The sequence below is a fragment of the Phycisphaeraceae bacterium genome, from assembly GCA_019636655.1.
Classification (GTDB): domain Bacteria; phylum Planctomycetota; class Phycisphaerae; order Phycisphaerales; family UBA1924; genus JAHBXB01.
On the sequence record JAHBXB010000002.1, the window covers coordinates 113,345 to 131,190 of the forward strand.

Genomic DNA, 17,846 nt, shown 5'->3' on the forward strand with positions numbered 1-17,846 from the left:
ACGAAACGGTGGATCAGTGATCGGCGTGGGGGTTGGCCTGCGGGAGGACGTTCTTGATCTCGCTCATCGCGAAGACGGGGAGGAACCGCAGGAAGAGGAGGAAGAGCGTGAGGAAAATGCCGAGGGTTCCGACGAAGGTCAGGACGTCGACGTAGGTCGGGAAGAACATGCCCCACTCGCCGGGGACAAACGCCCGGTGGAGGCTGGTGACGATGATGACGAACCGCTCGAACCACATGCCGATGGTGACGGCGAGCGAGACGATCCAGATAACCAGCGGGCTGGTGCGGCATGCCCGGACCCAGAAGACCTGCGGGCTGATGACGTTGCAGGAGATCATCGTCCAGTAGGCCCACCAGTAGGGGCCGGTGGCGCGGTTCTTGAAGGCGTAGAGCTCGTAGGGGTTCCCGCCATACCAGGCGATGAAGAACTCCATGCCGTAGGCGAAGCCGACCATCATCCCCGTCACGAGGAGGATCTTGGCCATGTTCTCCAGGTGACGGAGCGTGAGCAGGTCCTTCATGTTGGGGTACAGCTCACGCGCCGGGATCATGAGCAGGAGCACCATCGCGAAGCCGCCGAAGATGGCGCCCGCGACGAAGTAGGGCGGGAAGATCGTCGTGTGCCAGCCCGGAAGCACGCTGGTGGCGAAGTCGAAGGACACGATCGAGTGCACGCTGAGCACCAGCGGCGTGCTGACGCCCGCGAGGATGATGTACGCCTTCTCGTAGTTCTGCCAGTGCCGCTGGCTGAACCGCCAGCCCATGGCGAGCAGGCCGAAGACATAGGCCCGAAGCGCGGCGATCCGCACGGGGAGGAACGGGGCGAGCATGGGCCCGCGCGGGTTGTTGCGCAGCTCGAGATCCGCCCGGTCGCGGAGCGTCGCGAAGTCGGGGATCATGCCCATGTACCAGAACAGCAGCGACACGGTGAAGTAGGTGCTGACCGCGAAGACGTCCCACAGCAGCGGCGAGCGGAAGTTGGGCCAGATGCTGTTGGCGTTGGGGATGGGGAAGACCATCCAGATGAACCAGATGCGCCCGACGTGGATGCCGGGGAACGTGCCTGCGCAGATGACGGCGAAGATCGTCATGGCCTCCGCGGCGCGGTTGATGCTCGTGCGCCACTTCTGCTTGAGCAGGCAGAGGATGGCGCTGATGAGCGTGCCGGCGTGGCCGATGCCGATCCAGAAGACGAAGTTGGTGATGTCCCACGCCCAGTCGACCTGGTTGTTCAGGCCCCAGACGCCCACCCCGGTGAAGAGCAGGTACAGGATCATCAGCGTGCCGATGCCCGCAAGCGTCGCCGCGAGACCGAAGACCGGCATCCACCACGTGCCCGGCCGGTTCTCGGCGTAGCCGCAGACGATGTCGGTGATGTCCTTGAATGACCGGTTGCCCAAAACCAGCGGGGCGCGGACGGCCGGGTCGTCGATGAGCGACCCGTCGCCCGTGGCGGGGTCGAAGCCCGCCGGCCGGCCGACGGCCGCCTGCCCGGCGAGCCTCGCCGCGGTGACCTGGTCCGGATTGATGCTCGTCATGCCATGCCTCCGACCAACGACCTGCCGCCGAGAACGGGCAGGCTGAACTTGACGCCCCGGTCACGCGATGCGTGCGGGACGGCGGCCTTCTCACCGTGGTGATCCATCTCGTGCTCGCCCTCGGACCCGTGCCCGTCATGCCCGTCGTGCCCGCCGCCGTGGTGCTGGAACGGATCCACGACCGGTGTGCGGATCGCGGGGTTCGGGTTCTTGACCGAGAGCATGTATGTCGTGCGCGGCCGGGTATCGAGGAAACCCAGCAGCAGGTAGGAGCGGCCGTTCTCCCGCATCTGCCGCACGCGGCTCCCCTTGCCCGAGTCGCTGACCGTATCGAGGATGTCGCCGAAGACGATCGAATCCGTCGGGCACGCCTGCTGGCAGGCGGTAACCACCTCGCCGTCCGGGATGTGCTTGAGGTCGCTGAGCTTGGTCTCGATGCGGGCCTCGTTGATGCGCTGGATGCAGTAGGTGCACTTCTCCATCACGCCGCGGGAGCGGATGGTCACGTCCGGGTTCATGTGCAGGCGTGTGATATCGGGGAGCTTCTCGCGGAGCGTCGGCGGGATCAGGTTCTTGTTGGACGGACCGCCGCCGGGCATGAGGTCCTCGCCGATGTACGAGCCGTTGTACCGCTGGATGCCGTAGGCGAAGAAGTTGAAGCGGCGGACCTTGTAGGGGCAGTTGTTGGCGCAGTACCGCGTGCCGATGCAGCGGTTGTACACCATGTAGTTGATGCCCTCGGGGCCGTGCACGGTGGCGTTCACGGGGCAGACGGTCTCGCACGGCGCGTTCTCGCACTGCACGCAGGCGACCGGCTGGAAGAGCATGCCGTCCGCCGTGTGCTCGCTGTCGCCCGCGAAGTAGCGGTCGACGCGGATCCACGCCATCTCGCGGCCCTTGTTGACCTCGGCTTTGCCGACGATGGGGATGTTGTTCTCCGCCTGGCACGCGATCGTGCAGACGTTGCACCCCGTGCAGGTCGACAGGTCGACCGACATGCCCCAGTTGGGACGCTGCGCAAAGGGGATCTTCTGGCCCAGCGAGTTGGTCGCATCGGCCGGCGCGGGGTTGCCGGAGGTGCCGTTGAGCGGATTGACGTAGATCGAGACGTTAGCCGGAGCGTGGGAGAGTTCGCCGAGCCGCTCGGCGAAGTTCAGGTCGCGGTTGCGGCCGTAGGAGTCGGGGTCGGGCAGGATCTGGCTGCCGTACTTCTGCCACGCGGCGCGGTCCACCTCGCGGACCAGCGCGCGCCCCTCCATCGAGCCGTGCGTCTGCGTCGTCGAGAGCGGGTACCACTGCTCGCCGTCGGAAACCGGCGCCAGCTTCACGCCGGCCGCGACCGATCGGGACGCCGCATCCCGCACCTGGTAGAGGTCATGCCCGACGCCCGTGCCGACCAGTCCGCACACCGTTCGGCCGTAACCCAGCGGGAGGATCACGGTGTTGTCCGGCATGCCGGGGAGCTCGAAGACCGGGATGCGGGCGCTGCGGCCGTTGAGCGTGACGCTCGCAACGCGGGCCTTGCGGTCCTTCTGTGTCGCGGGCTGGGGCTTGAGGCCCAGCGCCTCGGCGGTGGCGGGGCTCACGAGAGCCGCGTTGTCCCACACGATCTTGCTCGATGGCTCGCAGAGTTCCTGCAGCCACCCGCAGTTGGCGAAGCGCCCGTCGCCGATGTTCCAGGTCGTGAACACGGCCTCGAGCGAGTCCTTGGTCGGCGCCGCGGCGGGGCGGAACGCCTTGACCGCCGCCGCAACCGCCTCGGCGGCGAGCGTCGGCTTGGCGGGCGCCGGGGTGCTGTTGGCCAGCACGCCGTCGTGCAGGGCCCGACGCCAGGCCTTGTCGAATGCGGCCGCATCCGTCACACCCTGCAGCGCCGGGAGCGACTTCCACGCCCGGCGAACGATGTCGTGCCCGTCGCGGAGTTCGTCGCCGCTGATGATCGCCAGCGTCTCGATGTCAGACTTGCTGGCGTACAGCGGGGCGATCATCGGCTGGATCGGCGCCACCGTGCCCTCGGCGGCGCGGGTGTCGCCCCACGCCTCCAGGAAGTGCGCGAGCGGGAGCCGCCACTGGCTGTCACGCACCGTCTCGTTGTGATCAACCGCCTGCGCGATCCGGACCTTGACCTTCTTGAACTTATCCTTGAAGCCCAGGTCGGCCGGCGCGTCGTAGACCGGGTTCACACCCTGGCACACGATGGTGCTGATCGACCCAGCGTCCATCTTCTCCGCCAGAGCGCGGATCCCGTCGGCACTGCCGGAGGCTTCCTCAGCATCGACCGGGACATACCACACCGTGTTTCCGATGTTGCCCAGCGCCGCGTTGATCGCGTGGACCAGCGCGTGGATCGCGGCCGTCTGGGTAGCCCCGGCGACGATCACGGACTTGCCGAGGTGCGCCTTGTCGGTCAGATCGTCGGCGATCGCATCGATGATCTTCTGGTCCATCCCCGCGGGAAGCGCGGCATCCGCCGACTTCAGGGCCGCGGCGACCGGACCACCGCCACCGGTGCGGGCGGCAACAGCTTTGCCCAGCGCCACGCCGAACGCCGACACCTGGCTCGGGGCGAGACGCCAACGGTGGTCGGCCTTGGCGCCGACGCCGCTGAACCCCGACTCCACGACGTAGAGCCGGCTCATCGCGTCATCGACGGTCATCACCCGGCGCGTCGAGGCGAAGTCGCGGGCGTACACCAGCCCCATCGACTCGCAGTTCGTGAAGTCGCGATCCAGCGAGACAATGACCTTGGCGCGATCGAACTTGATCGCCTCTCGCATCGGCCTTCCGAAGGCGATCGAACCGCCCGCGGCGGCGGCATCCGAATCGACCGGGTCGTAGGCCACCCACATCGCCTTGGGCCACTTGCGCTTGATGCGGTCCCGCATCGAGTCGCGCGACGGGCTGGACTTCTTGTCGACCAGGAACGCGAGCCCCTCGCCGGCCGCGGCGTCGTACGCCTTGAAATGGGCCTCGGACCACGCAGCGAAGTCCTCCCACGATCGGGGCTTCTTGTCGGCATCTGCCCCGCCGGCCTCGGTGAATACCGGGTCGGTCTGGCGATCGGGGTCATAAAGTCCGAGCACGGCGGCCTGGGCCCAGATCGACGTCTTGCCGCGGTTGATCGGGTGCAGGGGATTGCCCTCGACCTTCGTCGGGCGACCGTCGTGCGTCTCGATCAGCAGGCCCTCGGCGCCACCGCCGGGGAGCGGCATGCTCGTGGCGTAGTACAGCGGCTTGCCGGGGATGGAATCCTCGGGGACCGTCTTGCTGTACGGCATGATCTTCAGATCGGGGCGGCGACAGCCCGGGATGGTCGCCGCGCCCGCGAGGGCCACGCTGGCGGCCATGAGCTTGAGGAACGTCCGGCGCGAATCGCCGAGCAGTTCGGAAGCGCCGGGCGGGAACTCGCGCTCGAGCCACTCGCGGAACTGCGGGGTATCCGCGAGGTCATCGAGGCTGCGCCAGTACTTGCGGCCGGTGGGGCCGATGCCGACCTGCTCGTGCGGGGTACGCCCCGCCTGGCGGGGCGTCTCGTTCTTCTGCCCGGGCTTGGTCGAGGGGCATTGATCGTGGCTGCTCATGCGTCGCTCATCAGGGTTCGGTGGCTTGCTTCGATTCGACCCGAGGCCTTCGCTGGGGACCTAGTAGTGGCACGCGCCGCAGTTCTCGGGGAGCAGCGGCAGCGGCCCCTCGAGCAGCTGGGCCTTGAGGGCCTGTCCGCCCGGCGATCCCGGCGAAACTCCTTCCGGGGCGCTCGGCTTGTTCCCGTTGGCCAACTGCCCCTCGACCCAGAACACGTTGGTCACCTGGTCCGGCGGGACGAGGTTCGGCGCCGGATCGCGGTGGCAGTCGAGGCACCACGACATGCTGAGCGGGGCGACATCCCGGACCACGACCTGGCGGGCAATCATGCCGTGGCAGGAGATGCAGCTCACGCCGCCCTTGACGTGGATGTCGTGGGGGAAGTTGCGGACATAATCAGGGAGCTTGTGCACGCGGCGCCACTGGATCGACGCATCCGTCGTGTAGGCCTCGCGAATGAACGCGGCCTTCTCATCGGAGACCACGTCCGCCCGCACGTGGTTCTCCGCGTGGCAGCCGTAGCACACCGAAACGGTTGGCACGTTCGCCTCGGCTGTTTCCTCGACGTGCGAGTGGCAATAGCGGCAGTCGATGCCCAGTTTGCCGGCGTGAATCTGGTGGTTGAACCCCGTGCTGGGCTGGGTGGGCATGTACCCTTCCCGCCAGAACTTCGGTGTTGCGTAGTACCAGAACCCGCCGATCACCGCCCCCAGACCGCCCAGCGTGCCGACCAGGAACACGGTCGGCAACTGGTTTGTCCACCGCGGGAAGATCATTGACAAGGCTGGACCCTCGCTGCTGTCGCCCGGTTATTCGTGACCCGGGCACATGCATCGACCTGACCGGAACCATTCCTGTCAAATCGGACAATTGCTGTAAGGCAGCAATCTCTCCACTTTAGGCGTATCGTGTCAAGGCCAGAACCCGTCCAGATCACAAATGAGACTCGGTTGCAACCGATCGTTCAAGCGGAGCCGTACATATGCCTTCTACAGGGATCGACTCCATTAAGACGGATTCGTCTGTTTTCGGCGCGGCGGTAACGATCGGCTTCGTCCTCGCCGTGGCGATGTGGTGCGCCGCGTTCGTGACTCACTTCCCAGGACTCGAACTGCCCTCTCGTGTCGCCGGGCCTTGCGTTCTCGCAGTCTGGCTCGTGGCGGCAGTGATTGCCGGGGGATTGGTGCCTCGCGGTCGTGCGGGGCTGGTCGGCCTGTTGGGCGGGGCACTCTCGGCGCTTCTCTCGGTACTGATCCTGGGGGCGATCCTCGTGGAGCAACCCAAGGGCGATGTCCCCGCCCAGGGATTCCGGGGCCTCCCGGCCGATGCGGCGCTCTCCGTGGTTGGATTCATCGCCCTCGGCGCTGCGATCGGCCTCATCGGCGGCCTGGTCGGCAGCCGCCTGCGCCCCAACCACACCCGGCCCGCTGACTGGCTCGCTCGATTCGGAGTGGTCGCAGCCGTCGCGATCGTTCCGCTGCTGCTCCTTGGCGGCCTGGTCACCAGCACGAACTCCGGCATGGCGATCATCGGATGGCCCGATTCCTACGGCGCAAACATGTTTCTGTACCCGGTCGCCCTGATGGCCGACCCCGGCCGGTTCCTCGAGCACACCCACCGGCTGTACGGCTCGCTCGTCGGCCTGACGACCGGCGCATTCCTGATCTACGTGCTCGCCGCGGATCACCGGCGATGGATGAGGAAGTATGCCGCTCTGCTCTTCGTGCTGGTCATTGTGCAGGGCGTCCTGGGCGGGGTGCGGGTGCGACAAGGGAGTGTCGATGCGAACCTCGACAACCGCTACCTCTCGCTGTTTCACGGGGTCCTGGCTCAGCTCTTCTTCGCGATGGTGGTCGCGGGCGCGGCGTTCGTGTCGCGCGGGTTTCGGAACCTGATGGACCCGGCCACCGGCGCAGCCCCATCTCCCGAGCCGCGTGCCCTGCGCCGCCTCCGTGGGATGTCAACCGGCCTTCTGCACTCCATGATCCTGCAGTTGCTGCTGGGCGCGACCTACCGACACCTCAAGGCCTCGGGCACCACCGGCGCCAACCACGCGTTGTGGGCCCACATCGGATTCTCGTTCATCGTGCTGGCCGCGGCGCTGGCCACCGGGTTCGCGGCCCGCAGCGCCGATCGATCGTTCGGCCCCCTCCAGGCAACCTACCGCCGCCTGGGGGTGCTGCTCGTCGGGGTGGTGGTGGCGCAGTTCTGCCTGGGGTGGGCGGCGCTCTGGGCGCTGAACGCGGACGTCTCTCCCCGCGCCAGCTGGGTCCCCCCACTGCTGGCGACGCTGCACCAGGGAAACGGAGCCGTGTTGCTGGCCCTGGCAACTCTCGTGTTCACTTGGACGCGCGCCCTTTGCAAACGCGCCGGCCCCCCCGTTCAGCCCGTCGCGAGGTAGATACAAAACGGACCACCCCGCTGGGGTGGCCCGTTCGCTGGAGTCGACGCGCCCGCAGTGGGCCGCGGGCGCGATTGATCCTCGCTCAGCCGAGCTTGCCGTCGTAGGGCGGGTTGCCGCAGTACCCACCGCTCTTTTCGGTGGCAAAGGGCGTCGACGAACTGGGGTCATACCCCTTGATCGTCTCGATGGGCGACGTCGGGACTCCTCCGCCCGCACCCTTGATACTGCGAGCCGCCGCCCCGAGGGGCTTGCCCTTGATGGCCGGCCTGGACTTCGTGGCTTTGGATGCGGTCTTCTTCGTTGCCATGGTGTTGCCTCCGGGTTGAGTGCTGTTGAAACTCCGCGGCCGGGCCTGCGGAAGCGGCCCCACCGAGCGCAGCGCATCCCGTCGACCGCGCGCCACCCAGAGTTGTGCAGGTTCCCCCAAAGTCCCATCCGGCGGGCGAAATCCGCGGGGCCTAGGGCGCTCGCAGGTCGATAGGTATGCGAGCAGAGACCTATTCCCGGGGCCGCCGCGGGTGGGTCCCTGCGGGGAATTGCCGGTTAGGTCTTGTTTGCATGCTGCAATCGCGGCACGCTGGGGACGTTCGGCGTATCGGTTGGGGAAAGAGTCCGCCGGCCCGCCGGTCGGACCATGGAGCACTGGTTGTGTCACAGCCGCTTTCCGACTCGCTCAGGCCCCTCCCCGCCAACCGGTTCGGATTCGACGAGGCACGCCACCTGCTGTGGCGGGCCGGGTTCGGCGGCACGCCGGCGCAGATCCAGTTGCTCGCGTCGTGGGGGCCCGACAAGTCCGTCGACTACCTCCTGAACTACGAGACCATCGCCTTCGAACCCGACGCGGCCGATGCGTTCGATTCGTCCATCATGCGCCCGCCCAACGAGGAGGAGCGCGCGATGGTGGCCAAGGCCCGGCGCGGGAACGATGAGGAGACGCTCGCCCGCATCCGGGCCCGGCGTCAGGAGCGGGAGCGTGACGACCGCCAGCAGATGCGCCGCGTCCAGAACTGGTGGTTCAAGCGCATGATCGAGACGCCGCGCCCGCTCGAGGAGAAACTCACGCTCTTCTGGCACGGCCACTTCTCCACGTCGTTCAGGACGATCGAGAACTCGTACCACATGTACCAGCAGAACCGCCTGCTGCGCCGCTACGCCTCGGGGAACTTCGGGGAACTTCTCAGACAGATCATCCGCGACCCGGCGATGCTGGCCTACCTCGACCAGGACGACTCCCGCAAGAACAAGCCCAACGAGAACCTCGCACGCGAGATCATGGAGCTGTTCTCCCTTGGCGTGGGGAACTACACCGAGAAGGACATCAAGGAGGGGGCCCGGGCGCTCACCGGGTACACCTTCGTCGACGACTCGTTCGTCTTCCGCAAGAACGACCACGACGACGGCGTCAAGAGTGTGCTCGGACGAACCGGCCGGCTCGACGGCGACGCCTTTGTCGGCGCGATCCTCGAGCAGCGGGCCTGCGCCGGCCACATCTCGCAGAAGCTGTACCGGTACTTCGCCGCGGACTACCCGACCGGCCGGACCGAGGTGGACTCGGCCGCGAAGTCCGTCGTGCGGGAGATGGCGTCGGTGATGACCGGGAGCAAGTACGCGATCAAGCCCGTGCTGCGGAAGCTGTTCCTGAGCGAGCACTTCTACTCGGCGCCGCTGATGAACGAGCAGATCAAGTCGCCGGTGGAACTCGTGGTCGGCGCGGTCAGGTCCCTCAACACGCCGGTCCGCGACATGGACATCCTCAACGACGCGTGCAACCTGATGGGCCAGTCGATCTTCTTCCCGCCCAACGTCGCGGGGTGGAGCGGCGGGCGGTCGTGGGTCAACACGTCCACCATGTTCGTCCGGCAGAACATCCTCTGCTTCCTGCTCACCGGCAAGAAGCCGCAGGGGTACGACGCGCTCGCCAACGCGGAGAAGTACGACCCCTCGGTGCTGCTCGCCGACCTGGCCAGCGCGGACGCCGGCGCCGCGGCCGACCCGGCCCGGGTGGTCGACTACCTGCTGCGCTTCACGCTCGGATCGCCGACAGCGCGCAGCCGCGAGGTGCTCGGCGAGTTCGTCCGCGCCAACGGCGGGCGGGCGACGCCGGAGGTCATCACCGGCCTGCTCCTGCTGGTGACCGCGATGCCCGAATACCAGTTGTGCTGATCCCCCGCTCCCGCTCCGCCCCGCCACAGGCTCGACTCTCAGGATCACGACCATGAACTTCCTCGATCCCAACACCCCCGCCTACACCCGCCGTCAGTTCCTGGTGCGTGGGGTCACGTTGGCGTCCACGGCGGCGTTCGTCCCCGCGTTCCTCCAGCGATCCGCCTTCGGTCTGCCCCACGCGGCCCCCGGGGCGACCTCGATCCCCGGCGTGCCGGAGGAGCGGATCCTCGTCGTCGTCCAGCTCTCGGGAGGGAACGACGGGCTGAACACGGTGATCCCCTACGGCAACCCGGTGTACTACAAGGCCCGCACCTCGATCGGCGTGCCCGAGAACAAGGTGCTCAAACTCGGCAAGTCCTCGGGCGTCGGCTTGCACCCGCAGATGCGGGGCCTGCAGGCAATGCACGACGACGGGATGCTCGCCATCGTGCAGGGCGCCGGGTACCCCAACCCCAACCGCTCACACTTCAAGTCGATGGACATCTGGCACACCGCCGACACCTCGGGCACCGGCGCCGGCTGGATCGGTCGCTACATGGATGCCGAGTGCTGCGGGCACGGCAAGGGCGAGTCCGGCACGCCCGACAAACCCTCCGAGCCCGATCCCCAGGCAGGCATCGCCATCGGGCGAGATGCACCACTGGCGATGCAGGGCCTCATCGCCAAGCCGGTGGCGTTCGAGAACACCGACCTGTTCCGCTGGATGGGCCGGGATGTCCACAAGTCGCTGACCAAGCCCTACGACGAGATCACCCGCGCAGGCATCGCCGAGGACGTGAACCCGAACACCAACGCCGGGTTCCTCATGCGGACCGCTCTCGACGCCCAGGTCTCGAGCGAGCAGATCCGCAAGGCCGTTGCCACCAAGTCCCTCGTCCCGTATCCCGGGACCGACCTGGGCCGCCAGCTCGCGATGGTCGGCAGCATGATCCGCGCCGGGCTCCGAACGAGGGTGTACTACGTCTCGATGGGCGGGTTCGACACGCACGCCCAGCAGGGCGGCGAGAACGGTCGCCACGCGAATCTGCTCGGGCAAGTTGCCGGAGCGATCAAGGCGTTCTACGACGACCTCAAGGCCCAGGGCAATGCCGAGCGGGTCCTCACGATGTCGTTCTCCGAGTTCGGCCGGCGCGTCTACCAGAACGCCAGCCAGGGGACCGACCACGGCACCGCCTCGTCGATCTTCCTCGCCGGTCCGATGGTCCGGGCCGGGCTCGTGGGCACCTATCCCTCGTTGACCGACCTGGACGACGGCGACCTGAAGTTCACGATCGACTTCCGGTGCGTCTACGCCAGCATCCTGGAGCAGTGGCTCAAGGCCGATGCCAAGCAGGTCCTGGACGGGACCTATCGCCCTGTGAATGTGCTCCGCACCACGTGACGGATCCGGCTTGTCCGGCCGGACTTTGTGTGGTATATGGTTAGGGGATCTTCCTATGCCCCTCACCACACTCTTCCTTGACCTGAACTCCTATTTCGCCTCGGTGGAGCAGCAACTCCGGCCGGAACTCCGCGGCAAGCCCGTCGGCGTTGCCGCGGTCGATACGGATTCGACAAGCCTTATCGCCGCGAGCTACGAAGCCAAGGCGTTCGGCGTCAAGACGCTGATGAACGTCGGCGAGGCCCGGAGGCGATGCCCCGGGCTCGTCGTCGCGCTGTCACGGCACCGCGCGTACATCGAGTTCCACCACACGATCCTCGCCGCGATCGACACGTGCATCCCGATCCAGGCCGTCCACTCGATCGACGAGGTCTCCTGCCGCCTGATCGGAAAAGAGCGAGATCCGGGGCACGCGGCGGAACTGGCCCTGCGGATCAAGCGAGTGATCAAAGAGCGGGCCGGCGAGTGCCTGCGGTGCTCGATCGGGATCGCGCCCAACCGTCTGCTCGCCAAGATCGGCACCGAACTCCAGAAGCCCGATGGGCTCGTCGTCATCGAGCAGCGCGACCTGCCCGGTGCGCTGCACCGGCTCCGGCTCATCGAGATCCCGGGGATCGGCCCGAAGATGGAGAAGCGCCTCCGCGATCGCGGCATCACGACCGTCGAGCAGCTCTGCGCCCTGAGCGAGCACCAGATGGAGCGGGTCTGGGGCTCGGTCGTCGGCCGCCGATGGTGGCGCCTGCTCCGGGGCGAGACCATCGACGAGATCCCGACCCATCGGCGCAGCATCGGGCACCAGCACGTGCTGCCCCCCGTGTTCCGCACCGAAGAGGGCGCCCGGTCCGTCGCAATCCGCCTGGCGCACAAGGCCGCCTCGCGGATGCGGTCGCTGGGCTACCGGGCGAAGAGAGTCTCCCTGTCGGTCCGGTGCCGCGATGGGGGCGCCAGGCCGGACGAGGGCGGGTGGAGCAACCAGAGGCACGCGTGGACCTCGGCCACCCCGCTCAGCGGCGGACGAGGCTCAGCGGACACGCTCGCCATCGTCGAGGCGCTGGCGAAACTGTGGACGACGCGCCCACGCGGCTCGCCGTACTTCGTCGCCGTCACACTCGACGATCTCGAAGCGGATGTCGGCGGCACGCTCCCGTTGTTCGAGCAGGAATCCCGGCGCGAAGGGCTCTCGCGGGCGATCGACTCGCTCAACAGCAAGTACGGCCGGCACACCGTGTATCCCGCCGCAATGCACGAGGCCAGAGACACCGGACGCGGCGGGATCGCGTTCTCGAACGTCCCCGACCTCAACCTGCCCGACTGACCCCCTCCCCACTCTCCCGTGTCGAGTCGTCCGGCGGCGCGGCACAGCCGCCTCCCTCCGCGTGGACCAGTCCGCACAGCGAGCACCGGGCGGACTCGATCTCCCGGCGGATGATCCGCTTGATCCATGCGTCCCGCGCGAGCAGGCCGCACGCCGGCCCGGCCAGCAGCGCCGCCGCGAGGGTCATCATGGCGAGCATCGGGCCCGTGTCCTGGCGATCTCCGATGAAGCGGGAGAGGACGCTCCACGCACCGGCAAGGAGGGCCCAGCCCGCCACCATCGCGAAGAGGGCGAGCAGCGTCGCGCCGACCATCGACCACGGCCGTCGCCGCTGCGCCCGGGCCACGAACCGGCGTGCCTCCGGTTCGGTCAGCGCCCGCAACTCGGGGAACGCCAGCCAGGGTTTGTCGAGCGGGGTTCGCACAGTCGTCATCGCCCCGCCTGCTCCGCGGGTTCGGGCCGGTGGATCCGGTTGGGCTCCGGCTTGCCGCGTGACCGGTCGGTCATCAGGTACAACACCCCGACGACCACGAGCGGCGCGAGAAGCCACAGGATCAGGCCGACTCGACCCAGACGTCGTGGTTGCGGGTCCATGCGGATCAAGATGAGTGTCGACGATGGTGCGCTCTCGCCGCGACAAAAAGGAACGCCGTGGGATGAGCGGAATCGTCGACGAGGGACTCGCCGCTCTATTTGGCCGCCGCGAAGTTCTTCGCCACCTGACCCCAGTTCACGACGCCCCACCATGCGGTGACATAATCGGGACGCCGGTTCTGGTACTTGAGGTAGTACGCGTGCTCCCAGACGTCCAGGCCGAGGATCGGCGTGCCGCCGCACCCGGCGATCGACTCGCCCATGAGGGGGTTGTCCTGGTTCGCGGTCGAGCAGATCGCCACGCCGCCATTCTTGGCGCACAGCCACGCCCAGCCCGAGCCGAAGCGTCCGGCCGCGGCCTTGGCAAACTCGTCCTTGAATGCGCTGAAGCCCCCGAACTTCTTCGTGATCGCGTCCGCGAGCGGGCCGTTCGGCTCGCCGCCCCCGCCCTTGCCCGCCGGGGCCATGATGGTCCAGAACAGGGAGTGGTTGAAGTGCCCACCTGCGTTGTTGCGGACGGGGCCGCGGATGGCCTCGGGCAGGTCGGCGATCTGGGTGACCACGGCCTCAACGGGAGCGTCCGCCCACTTGCTGCCCTCCAGGGCCTTGTTGGCGTTGGTCACGTAGGCCTGATGGTGCTTGCCGTGGTGGATCTGCATCGTCTGTGCATCAATCGCCGGCTCAAGTGCGGCATGGTCGTACGGCAGGGGAGGGAGCGTAAAGGGCATAAAAAATCTCCTTTTGCATGAACCCGCGGGTGTTTTCGGACGTGGAAGGTCGGTGGATATTTGGGGAATAGAAGGGATGTTTTGGCAGTTTGCGAAAGAGGTGGCGGCGCATCTTGCCGGAGTGGATTCAATCATGTATCTTCGCGTTCTCGCCCGAGGGTCGCTGGTTTGAGCACGCCCTGAACTCTATGGGGCCTAGACGAGCCAGAAAGAGGCGCAGAACTCGAGACGTGCTGGAGGGATCCACGCCCGGACGAACGGCCCGGTGGGTGTAGGTCTTCCAGGGATCAACCTGTTTGGAATGGTTCCAAACAGAGGAACAGTTTGGCTGGATAGGCGTATAAACGACGTTCCGGCAAGAGCAGAAGCAGGTATACCCAACGAACGCCGCCCTTGGACCCCTTTGATGGACCGGAAAAAGGACACGGCGGCGAGCGGGGGAGCAGGCGCACGGGGTGGGCGGGCCAAGGTGCCCGACGCCAAGGAAAGGACGGTTCGACCGATGATGATTACTCCCAGCCCTCTTGAGCAGCACCGGCGCCGCACCCAGGTGCACTTCTCCGCGGGAGCGGAGGAGAAGGCGGTCGGCGCGCGCAAGGTCAAGCGGGCCCTCAGCCGCGAGGACGAGAAACTGCTGGCGTCGATCCTCTCGGCCGAGCAGGACTTTATCGACAGCCCGGTCTTCCGCGAGACCGGCGCCGAGAAGTCGATCTACGACGATGCGCCGGACATCCAGAAGCCCGACACATCGTGGTACCACCCGGTGATGGACGACCTGTCGCCGGGCAAGAGCCGGGCAGTCAAGAGTGCCCAGCAGGTGATCCTGACGGGCGCCGAGGAAAAGGTCCTCTTCCACCAGTTCAACTACGCGCGGTTCCGCGTGTGGAAACTGCAGGAGGACGTCTGGTCCTCGCCCGATCGCAAGCCGACGGCGGAGCAGGCCGAACTGATCCTGTCGTGGTACCGGCGCGCCGAGCAGATCCGCGAGCAGATCGCGGAGACGAACCTGGCGCTGGTGCTGGCGATGGCTAAGCGCACCCGCATGAGCGAGGTGGACTTCGCCGATCTGGTCAGCGAGGGCAACATGGCTCTGCTGCGGGCCGTCGACAAGTTCGACGCCGGCCGCGGCTACAAGTTCAGCACCTACGCCTGCCGCGCGATCCTCAAGGCCTTCTCACGTCAGGGCATGAAGCTGAGCAAGTATCGCCAGCGCTTCCCGACCGATTTCGACCCGAAGCTCGAGAAGTCCAACTACCTCGAGACCAAGCGGGCCGGCTTCGAGAAGGAGGCCGCGGACGAGGTCAAGCGGATCGTCCTGGACAACCGGGCCGATCTGACGGACGTCGAGCGGACGGTGATCGAGCACCGCTTCGGGCTCGAGTCGGGCGAAGCCGACAAGCCGATGACGCTCGAGCAGGTCGGCCAGATCATCGGCGTCACCAAGGAGCGTGTACGGCAGATCCAGAACAAGGCGATGGACAAGATCCGCCTGGCGCTGGAGGCCAACTTCCTCCGCTCACGCCCGAACAAGGAAGAGGAAGGCGCCGAGCCGGCGGCAAACAACACGCCCGCCGACGCGGCGATCTGACGCCGTTCCACATCATGACTTCACACCAGGCCCGGCAGCACGCCGGGCCTTTTTCTTTCTTGAGCGACGCCGCATCAATACCGCGGACTCGCCGTTTCAGGTTGTGATGATGATCAGCAGCCGCCGGCGGACAGGGCGCCGATCCATGACGTGATGAACTGCGCGATGTCCGAGGGGTCGACCACACCGTTGAGATCGAAATCGCCCTCGAGCGTCTGGTTTGTGAGGCTGTTCACCCAATCGGTGATGAACACCGCGATGTCCGACGGCGTGATCATGCCGTCGCCGTCCCAATCCACGCGGCAGAGGTCGCGGATGCCGCCGGTAACCACCAGCGCGAACACCGCATCGGTCTGGGGCGTGAGCGGGTTGCCGTCCTGAACGACCTCGTCGGCGAAGACCTCGACGATCCACGTGCCGGGAACGGGGTTCTCGATGAAGACGTTCTCGATGGTGTCGACGGTGTTGCTCACGCCGCCCGGAGTGGACCAGTTGCCGACGAGCAGGCCGTTGTTGCCCCAGAAGATCTCCGCCGTTGGCGAAGTCACCTTCACCGAGAGGTCGTTGATCCGAGCAACCGATGCGGCGGTGTTGCCGGCCGGGTCCTTGTAGACCATCGTGACGCGGAGCGGGGTCGAGCCGTCGACGCTGAAGTTGTACCTCGCGTGCGAGAGGTGCGTCAGGGGCGTTGACTCGTTGACGATGAACATGCCCGTGCGAAGGTTGTACAGCCGCTCGAGGTCGGCCATCCCCCAGCCCTGGTGCGTGCGCGTCAGGTCCGCCCCGGCCCCGACAAAGTCGTACCGGTACGCGGAGTGCACCATCAGCGCCCGGGCCGTCGCGGCGTGGGGGCGATCGGCAAAGACGGAGGGGCCGCCGCCGAACCCGGCGAAGACCTGCTCGTGCCACATCTGCGCGAGGAGCCCGAAGGCGCCGGCGGTGATGCCCGTCGACGACGATGAGCCGTCAAAGCCGCCGATGTAGTCCGTGTCGGACCCATCGAAGGTGCAGAAGATCGAATCCGCAAAGTGCGAGAGATCGGGCTTGATGCGGCCGTCGGCCGCGGGGCCGATCGAGACGAACCCGCCCCATGAGTCGTCGGCGCGGGTCAGCGTGTCGTTGTGCAGGATGCCGCCGCAGGCGACGATGTTCTTGGCCCACGCCTCCGGCCGCGCCAACTGGTTGCCCAGGTTGCTCATGGACTGCGTGAGAATGAGGTCCGCGTTGAACAGGATGTCGTCCATCTGCATGGACTGGGTCGCGTAGGTCGTCGTCCACTCCGAACCCCAGGCGTTGGCCTGCACGACGGCCCGGTATGGCCCGAGGTCGTCGACCAGTTCCAGCGTGTGGGTGTAGCGGTTGGTGAGCAGGTCCTTGTCCGCGAAAATGCCCTGCTCGGCGGAGGGCAGCATGCCGCGGCCCTGGCCGTTGCCAGTGCCGGTGGCGATGGCGATGCCCATCACGCAGGTGCCGTGGTTCGTGGAGCCCGACCGTGGCCCGTGGAAGATGATGGGCGGAGACTGGAAGTCGACGTGCGTCTCACGGACGTTATCGTCCATCACCTCGATGCGGACGCCCTGGCCCGTGAAGCCAAGCGTCGACTCGATGAAGTTCGCCCCAGTCGCCGCGCGAGCCAGGTTCATGTCCACCGACGTCGGACCGCTCGAGTCGACCCACTGGACCTCTGGCATCGCCAGGATGGTCAGCAACTGGTCGCGATTCAGCACCGCGCCGACTAGGAACCCTTCGGGGATCAGCGACGTTACTTTGCCGCCGACCTGTTCGATCCGCGTGGCGACCACCCCTTTGGCCACGGGCCCTCGCTCAAAGGTCTGGACGTTCACCGTGACCGGGCCCATCGCAGCGGATTCGAGCAGCGCGGCCTCACACTTGTACGCGGTGTGGTACGGCCCAACCCAGCGGACAAACGGCAGCATGCCGATCGCCTTGGCCGCCTTGGGGTCGGCCTTCACGATGAGGGCGTTGTTGACGAGGTACGCGACCGGGCTCGCCCCTGCCGCGGCCAAGCTCGTCTTGAACGAGTCGGTCGGCGGGCAGATGCACTGAACGATGAACACGCCAGCGGTAGACGGAGCCTGGAGCGTCTTGCTCACGGCCGGAGCCGCGGCGAGCGGATCAAAGGCTGCGTACTTGAGCAGGAGCAGGTCGCTGGTCCGGCGGGCGGGCTCGAAAGTCGGGAGGGGCGACGACGCATCGCGAGAAAGTGAGTACCAGGGGACCCAAACGCCAGCCTCATTCTGCTCCTGCCACCGGGCAACCGCTTCGCCGCCACCAACCTGAGTCAGAATGATGTTGCGAACCTGTGATGCAGTTTCGTGGATAACCCGTCCATCCGGGGTCGAAACTCGGGTAATCCCGCGTGCGGCCACGGCCCGCAGCGACGGCGCAGTCACGGCCTTGCCGGTCGCCTGACCGAAAGCCATCGGGTTGATGAGCCCGACGAGCGCAGCGGAACCGATGGCGAGTCGCCCGAGTGTCCGGTGACGGGAGTTGGAGTCTGGGTTGATAATCACGTGGCGTAATCGAT

13 protein-coding genes are annotated in these 17,846 nt (G+C 66.9%); 5 read left to right on the forward strand and 8 right to left on the reverse strand.

Translation table 11 applies throughout. The annotated features are described in order from the left end of the window. Positions 1–13: 13 nt before the first annotated feature. From nrfD to KF745_05970, 3 genes are read right to left on the reverse strand one after another with little or no spacing between them, the layout of a single operon-like run. Positions 14–1,540 carry a polysulfide reductase NrfD gene (nrfD, locus tag KF745_05960; protein MBX3357955.1) on the reverse strand — a complete coding sequence of 509 codons (1,527 nt, stop codon included), beginning with the start codon at positions 1,538–1,540 and terminating at the stop codon, positions 14–16. Further along, positions 1,537–5,121 (reverse strand): TAT-variant-translocated molybdopterin oxidoreductase, encoded by a 3,585-nt coding sequence (locus KF745_05965; protein MBX3357956.1) that lies wholly within the window; start codon positions 5,119–5,121, stop codon positions 1,537–1,539. Before KF745_05965 ends, nrfD begins: the two co-directional genes overlap by 4 nt. A 60-nt stretch (positions 5,122–5,181) precedes the next feature. After that, on the reverse strand, positions 5,182–5,898 hold the full coding sequence (locus tag KF745_05970) for a cytochrome c3 family protein (GenBank protein MBX3357957.1): 717 nt from the start codon (positions 5,896–5,898) through the stop codon (positions 5,182–5,184). Between the two features lie 206 nt (positions 5,899–6,104). On the opposite strand from KF745_05970, the gene KF745_05975 reads away from it, so the two are divergent. Continuing rightward, positions 6,105–7,523 (forward strand): COX15/CtaA family protein, encoded by a 1,419-nt coding sequence (locus tag KF745_05975; GenBank protein ID MBX3357958.1) that lies wholly within the window; start codon positions 6,105–6,107, stop codon positions 7,521–7,523. Positions 7,524–7,608: 85 nt separating this feature from the next. Here KF745_05975 and KF745_05980 read toward each other — a convergent pair whose 3' ends face one another. Next, positions 7,609–7,833, reverse strand: a complete 225-nt coding sequence (locus KF745_05980) for a hypothetical protein (protein ID MBX3357959.1) — start codon at positions 7,831–7,833, stop codon at positions 7,609–7,611. Positions 7,834–8,174: 341 nt separating this feature from the next. On the opposite strand from KF745_05980, the gene KF745_05985 reads away from it, so the two are divergent. The 3 genes from KF745_05985 to KF745_05995 are packed head-to-tail and all read left to right on the forward strand — an operon-like array spanning position 8,175 to position 12,388. Then, positions 8,175–9,689, forward strand: coding sequence for a DUF1800 domain-containing protein (locus tag KF745_05985; GenBank protein MBX3357960.1), 1,515 nt, complete (start codon positions 8,175–8,177; stop codon positions 9,687–9,689). Between the two features lie 52 nt (positions 9,690–9,741). Further along, positions 9,742–11,073, forward strand: a complete 1,332-nt coding sequence (locus tag KF745_05990) for a DUF1501 domain-containing protein (GenBank protein ID MBX3357961.1) — start codon at positions 9,742–9,744, stop codon at positions 11,071–11,073. Positions 11,074–11,128: 55 nt separating this feature from the next. Beyond that, positions 11,129–12,388: a hypothetical protein gene (locus KF745_05995; protein MBX3357962.1), complete on the forward strand. Its 1,260-nt coding sequence runs from the start codon at positions 11,129–11,131 to the stop codon at positions 12,386–12,388. On the opposite strand, the gene KF745_06000 is transcribed toward KF745_05995, so the two are convergent. The 3 genes from KF745_06000 to KF745_06010 all read right to left on the reverse strand — a co-directional run bounded on the left by KF745_06000 (position 12,372) and on the right by KF745_06010 (position 13,710). Next, positions 12,372–12,821, reverse strand: a complete 450-nt coding sequence (locus KF745_06000; GenBank protein ID MBX3357963.1) for a hypothetical protein — start codon at positions 12,819–12,821, stop codon at positions 12,372–12,374. The genes KF745_05995 and KF745_06000 overlap by 17 nt on opposite strands. Further along, positions 12,818–12,982 (reverse strand): hypothetical protein, encoded by a 165-nt coding sequence (locus KF745_06005; GenBank protein ID MBX3357964.1) that lies wholly within the window; start codon positions 12,980–12,982, stop codon positions 12,818–12,820. Before KF745_06005 ends, KF745_06000 begins: the two co-directional genes overlap by 4 nt. Before the next feature lie 95 nt (positions 12,983–13,077). Continuing rightward, positions 13,078–13,710, reverse strand: coding sequence for a superoxide dismutase (locus KF745_06010; GenBank protein ID MBX3357965.1), 633 nt, complete (start codon positions 13,708–13,710; stop codon positions 13,078–13,080). Positions 13,711–14,212: 502 nt separating this feature from the next. Here KF745_06010 and KF745_06015 point away from each other — a divergent pair. After that, positions 14,213–15,298, forward strand: coding sequence for a sigma-70 family RNA polymerase sigma factor (locus KF745_06015; protein ID MBX3357966.1), 1,086 nt, complete (start codon positions 14,213–14,215; stop codon positions 15,296–15,298). Positions 15,299–15,411: 113 nt separating this feature from the next. Here KF745_06015 and KF745_06020 read toward each other — a convergent pair whose 3' ends face one another. Then, positions 15,412–17,832, reverse strand: coding sequence for a S8 family serine peptidase (locus KF745_06020; GenBank protein ID MBX3357967.1), 2,421 nt, complete (start codon positions 17,830–17,832; stop codon positions 15,412–15,414). Positions 17,833–17,846: the final 14 nt, after the last annotated feature.

Coding starts and splice junctions, on each gene's coding strand:
- nrfD (MBX3357955.1), bottom strand. CDS start 1,540: ATGACGAGCATCAATCCGGACCAGGTCACCGCGGCGAGGCTCGCCGGG.
- KF745_05965 (MBX3357956.1), bottom strand. CDS start 5,121: ATGAGCAGCCACGATCAATGCCCCTCGACCAAGCCCGGGCAGAAGAAC.
- KF745_05970 (MBX3357957.1), bottom strand. CDS start 5,898: ATGATCTTCCCGCGGTGGACAAACCAGTTGCCGACCGTGTTCCTGGTC.
- KF745_05975 (MBX3357958.1), top strand. CDS start 6,105: ATGCCTTCTACAGGGATCGACTCCATTAAGACGGATTCGTCTGTTTTC.
- KF745_05980 (MBX3357959.1), bottom strand. CDS start 7,833: ATGGCAACGAAGAAGACCGCATCCAAAGCCACGAAGTCCAGGCCGGCC.
- KF745_05990 (MBX3357961.1), top strand. CDS start 9,742: ATGAACTTCCTCGATCCCAACACCCCCGCCTACACCCGCCGTCAGTTC.
- KF745_05995 (MBX3357962.1), top strand. CDS start 11,129: ATGCCCCTCACCACACTCTTCCTTGACCTGAACTCCTATTTCGCCTCG.
- KF745_06000 (MBX3357963.1), bottom strand. CDS start 12,821: ATGACGACTGTGCGAACCCCGCTCGACAAACCCTGGCTGGCGTTCCCC.
- KF745_06005 (MBX3357964.1), bottom strand. CDS start 12,982: ATGGACCCGCAACCACGACGTCTGGGTCGAGTCGGCCTGATCCTGTGG.
- KF745_06010 (MBX3357965.1), bottom strand. CDS start 13,710: ATGCCCTTTACGCTCCCTCCCCTGCCGTACGACCATGCCGCACTTGAG.
- KF745_06015 (MBX3357966.1), top strand. CDS start 14,213: ATGATGATTACTCCCAGCCCTCTTGAGCAGCACCGGCGCCGCACCCAG.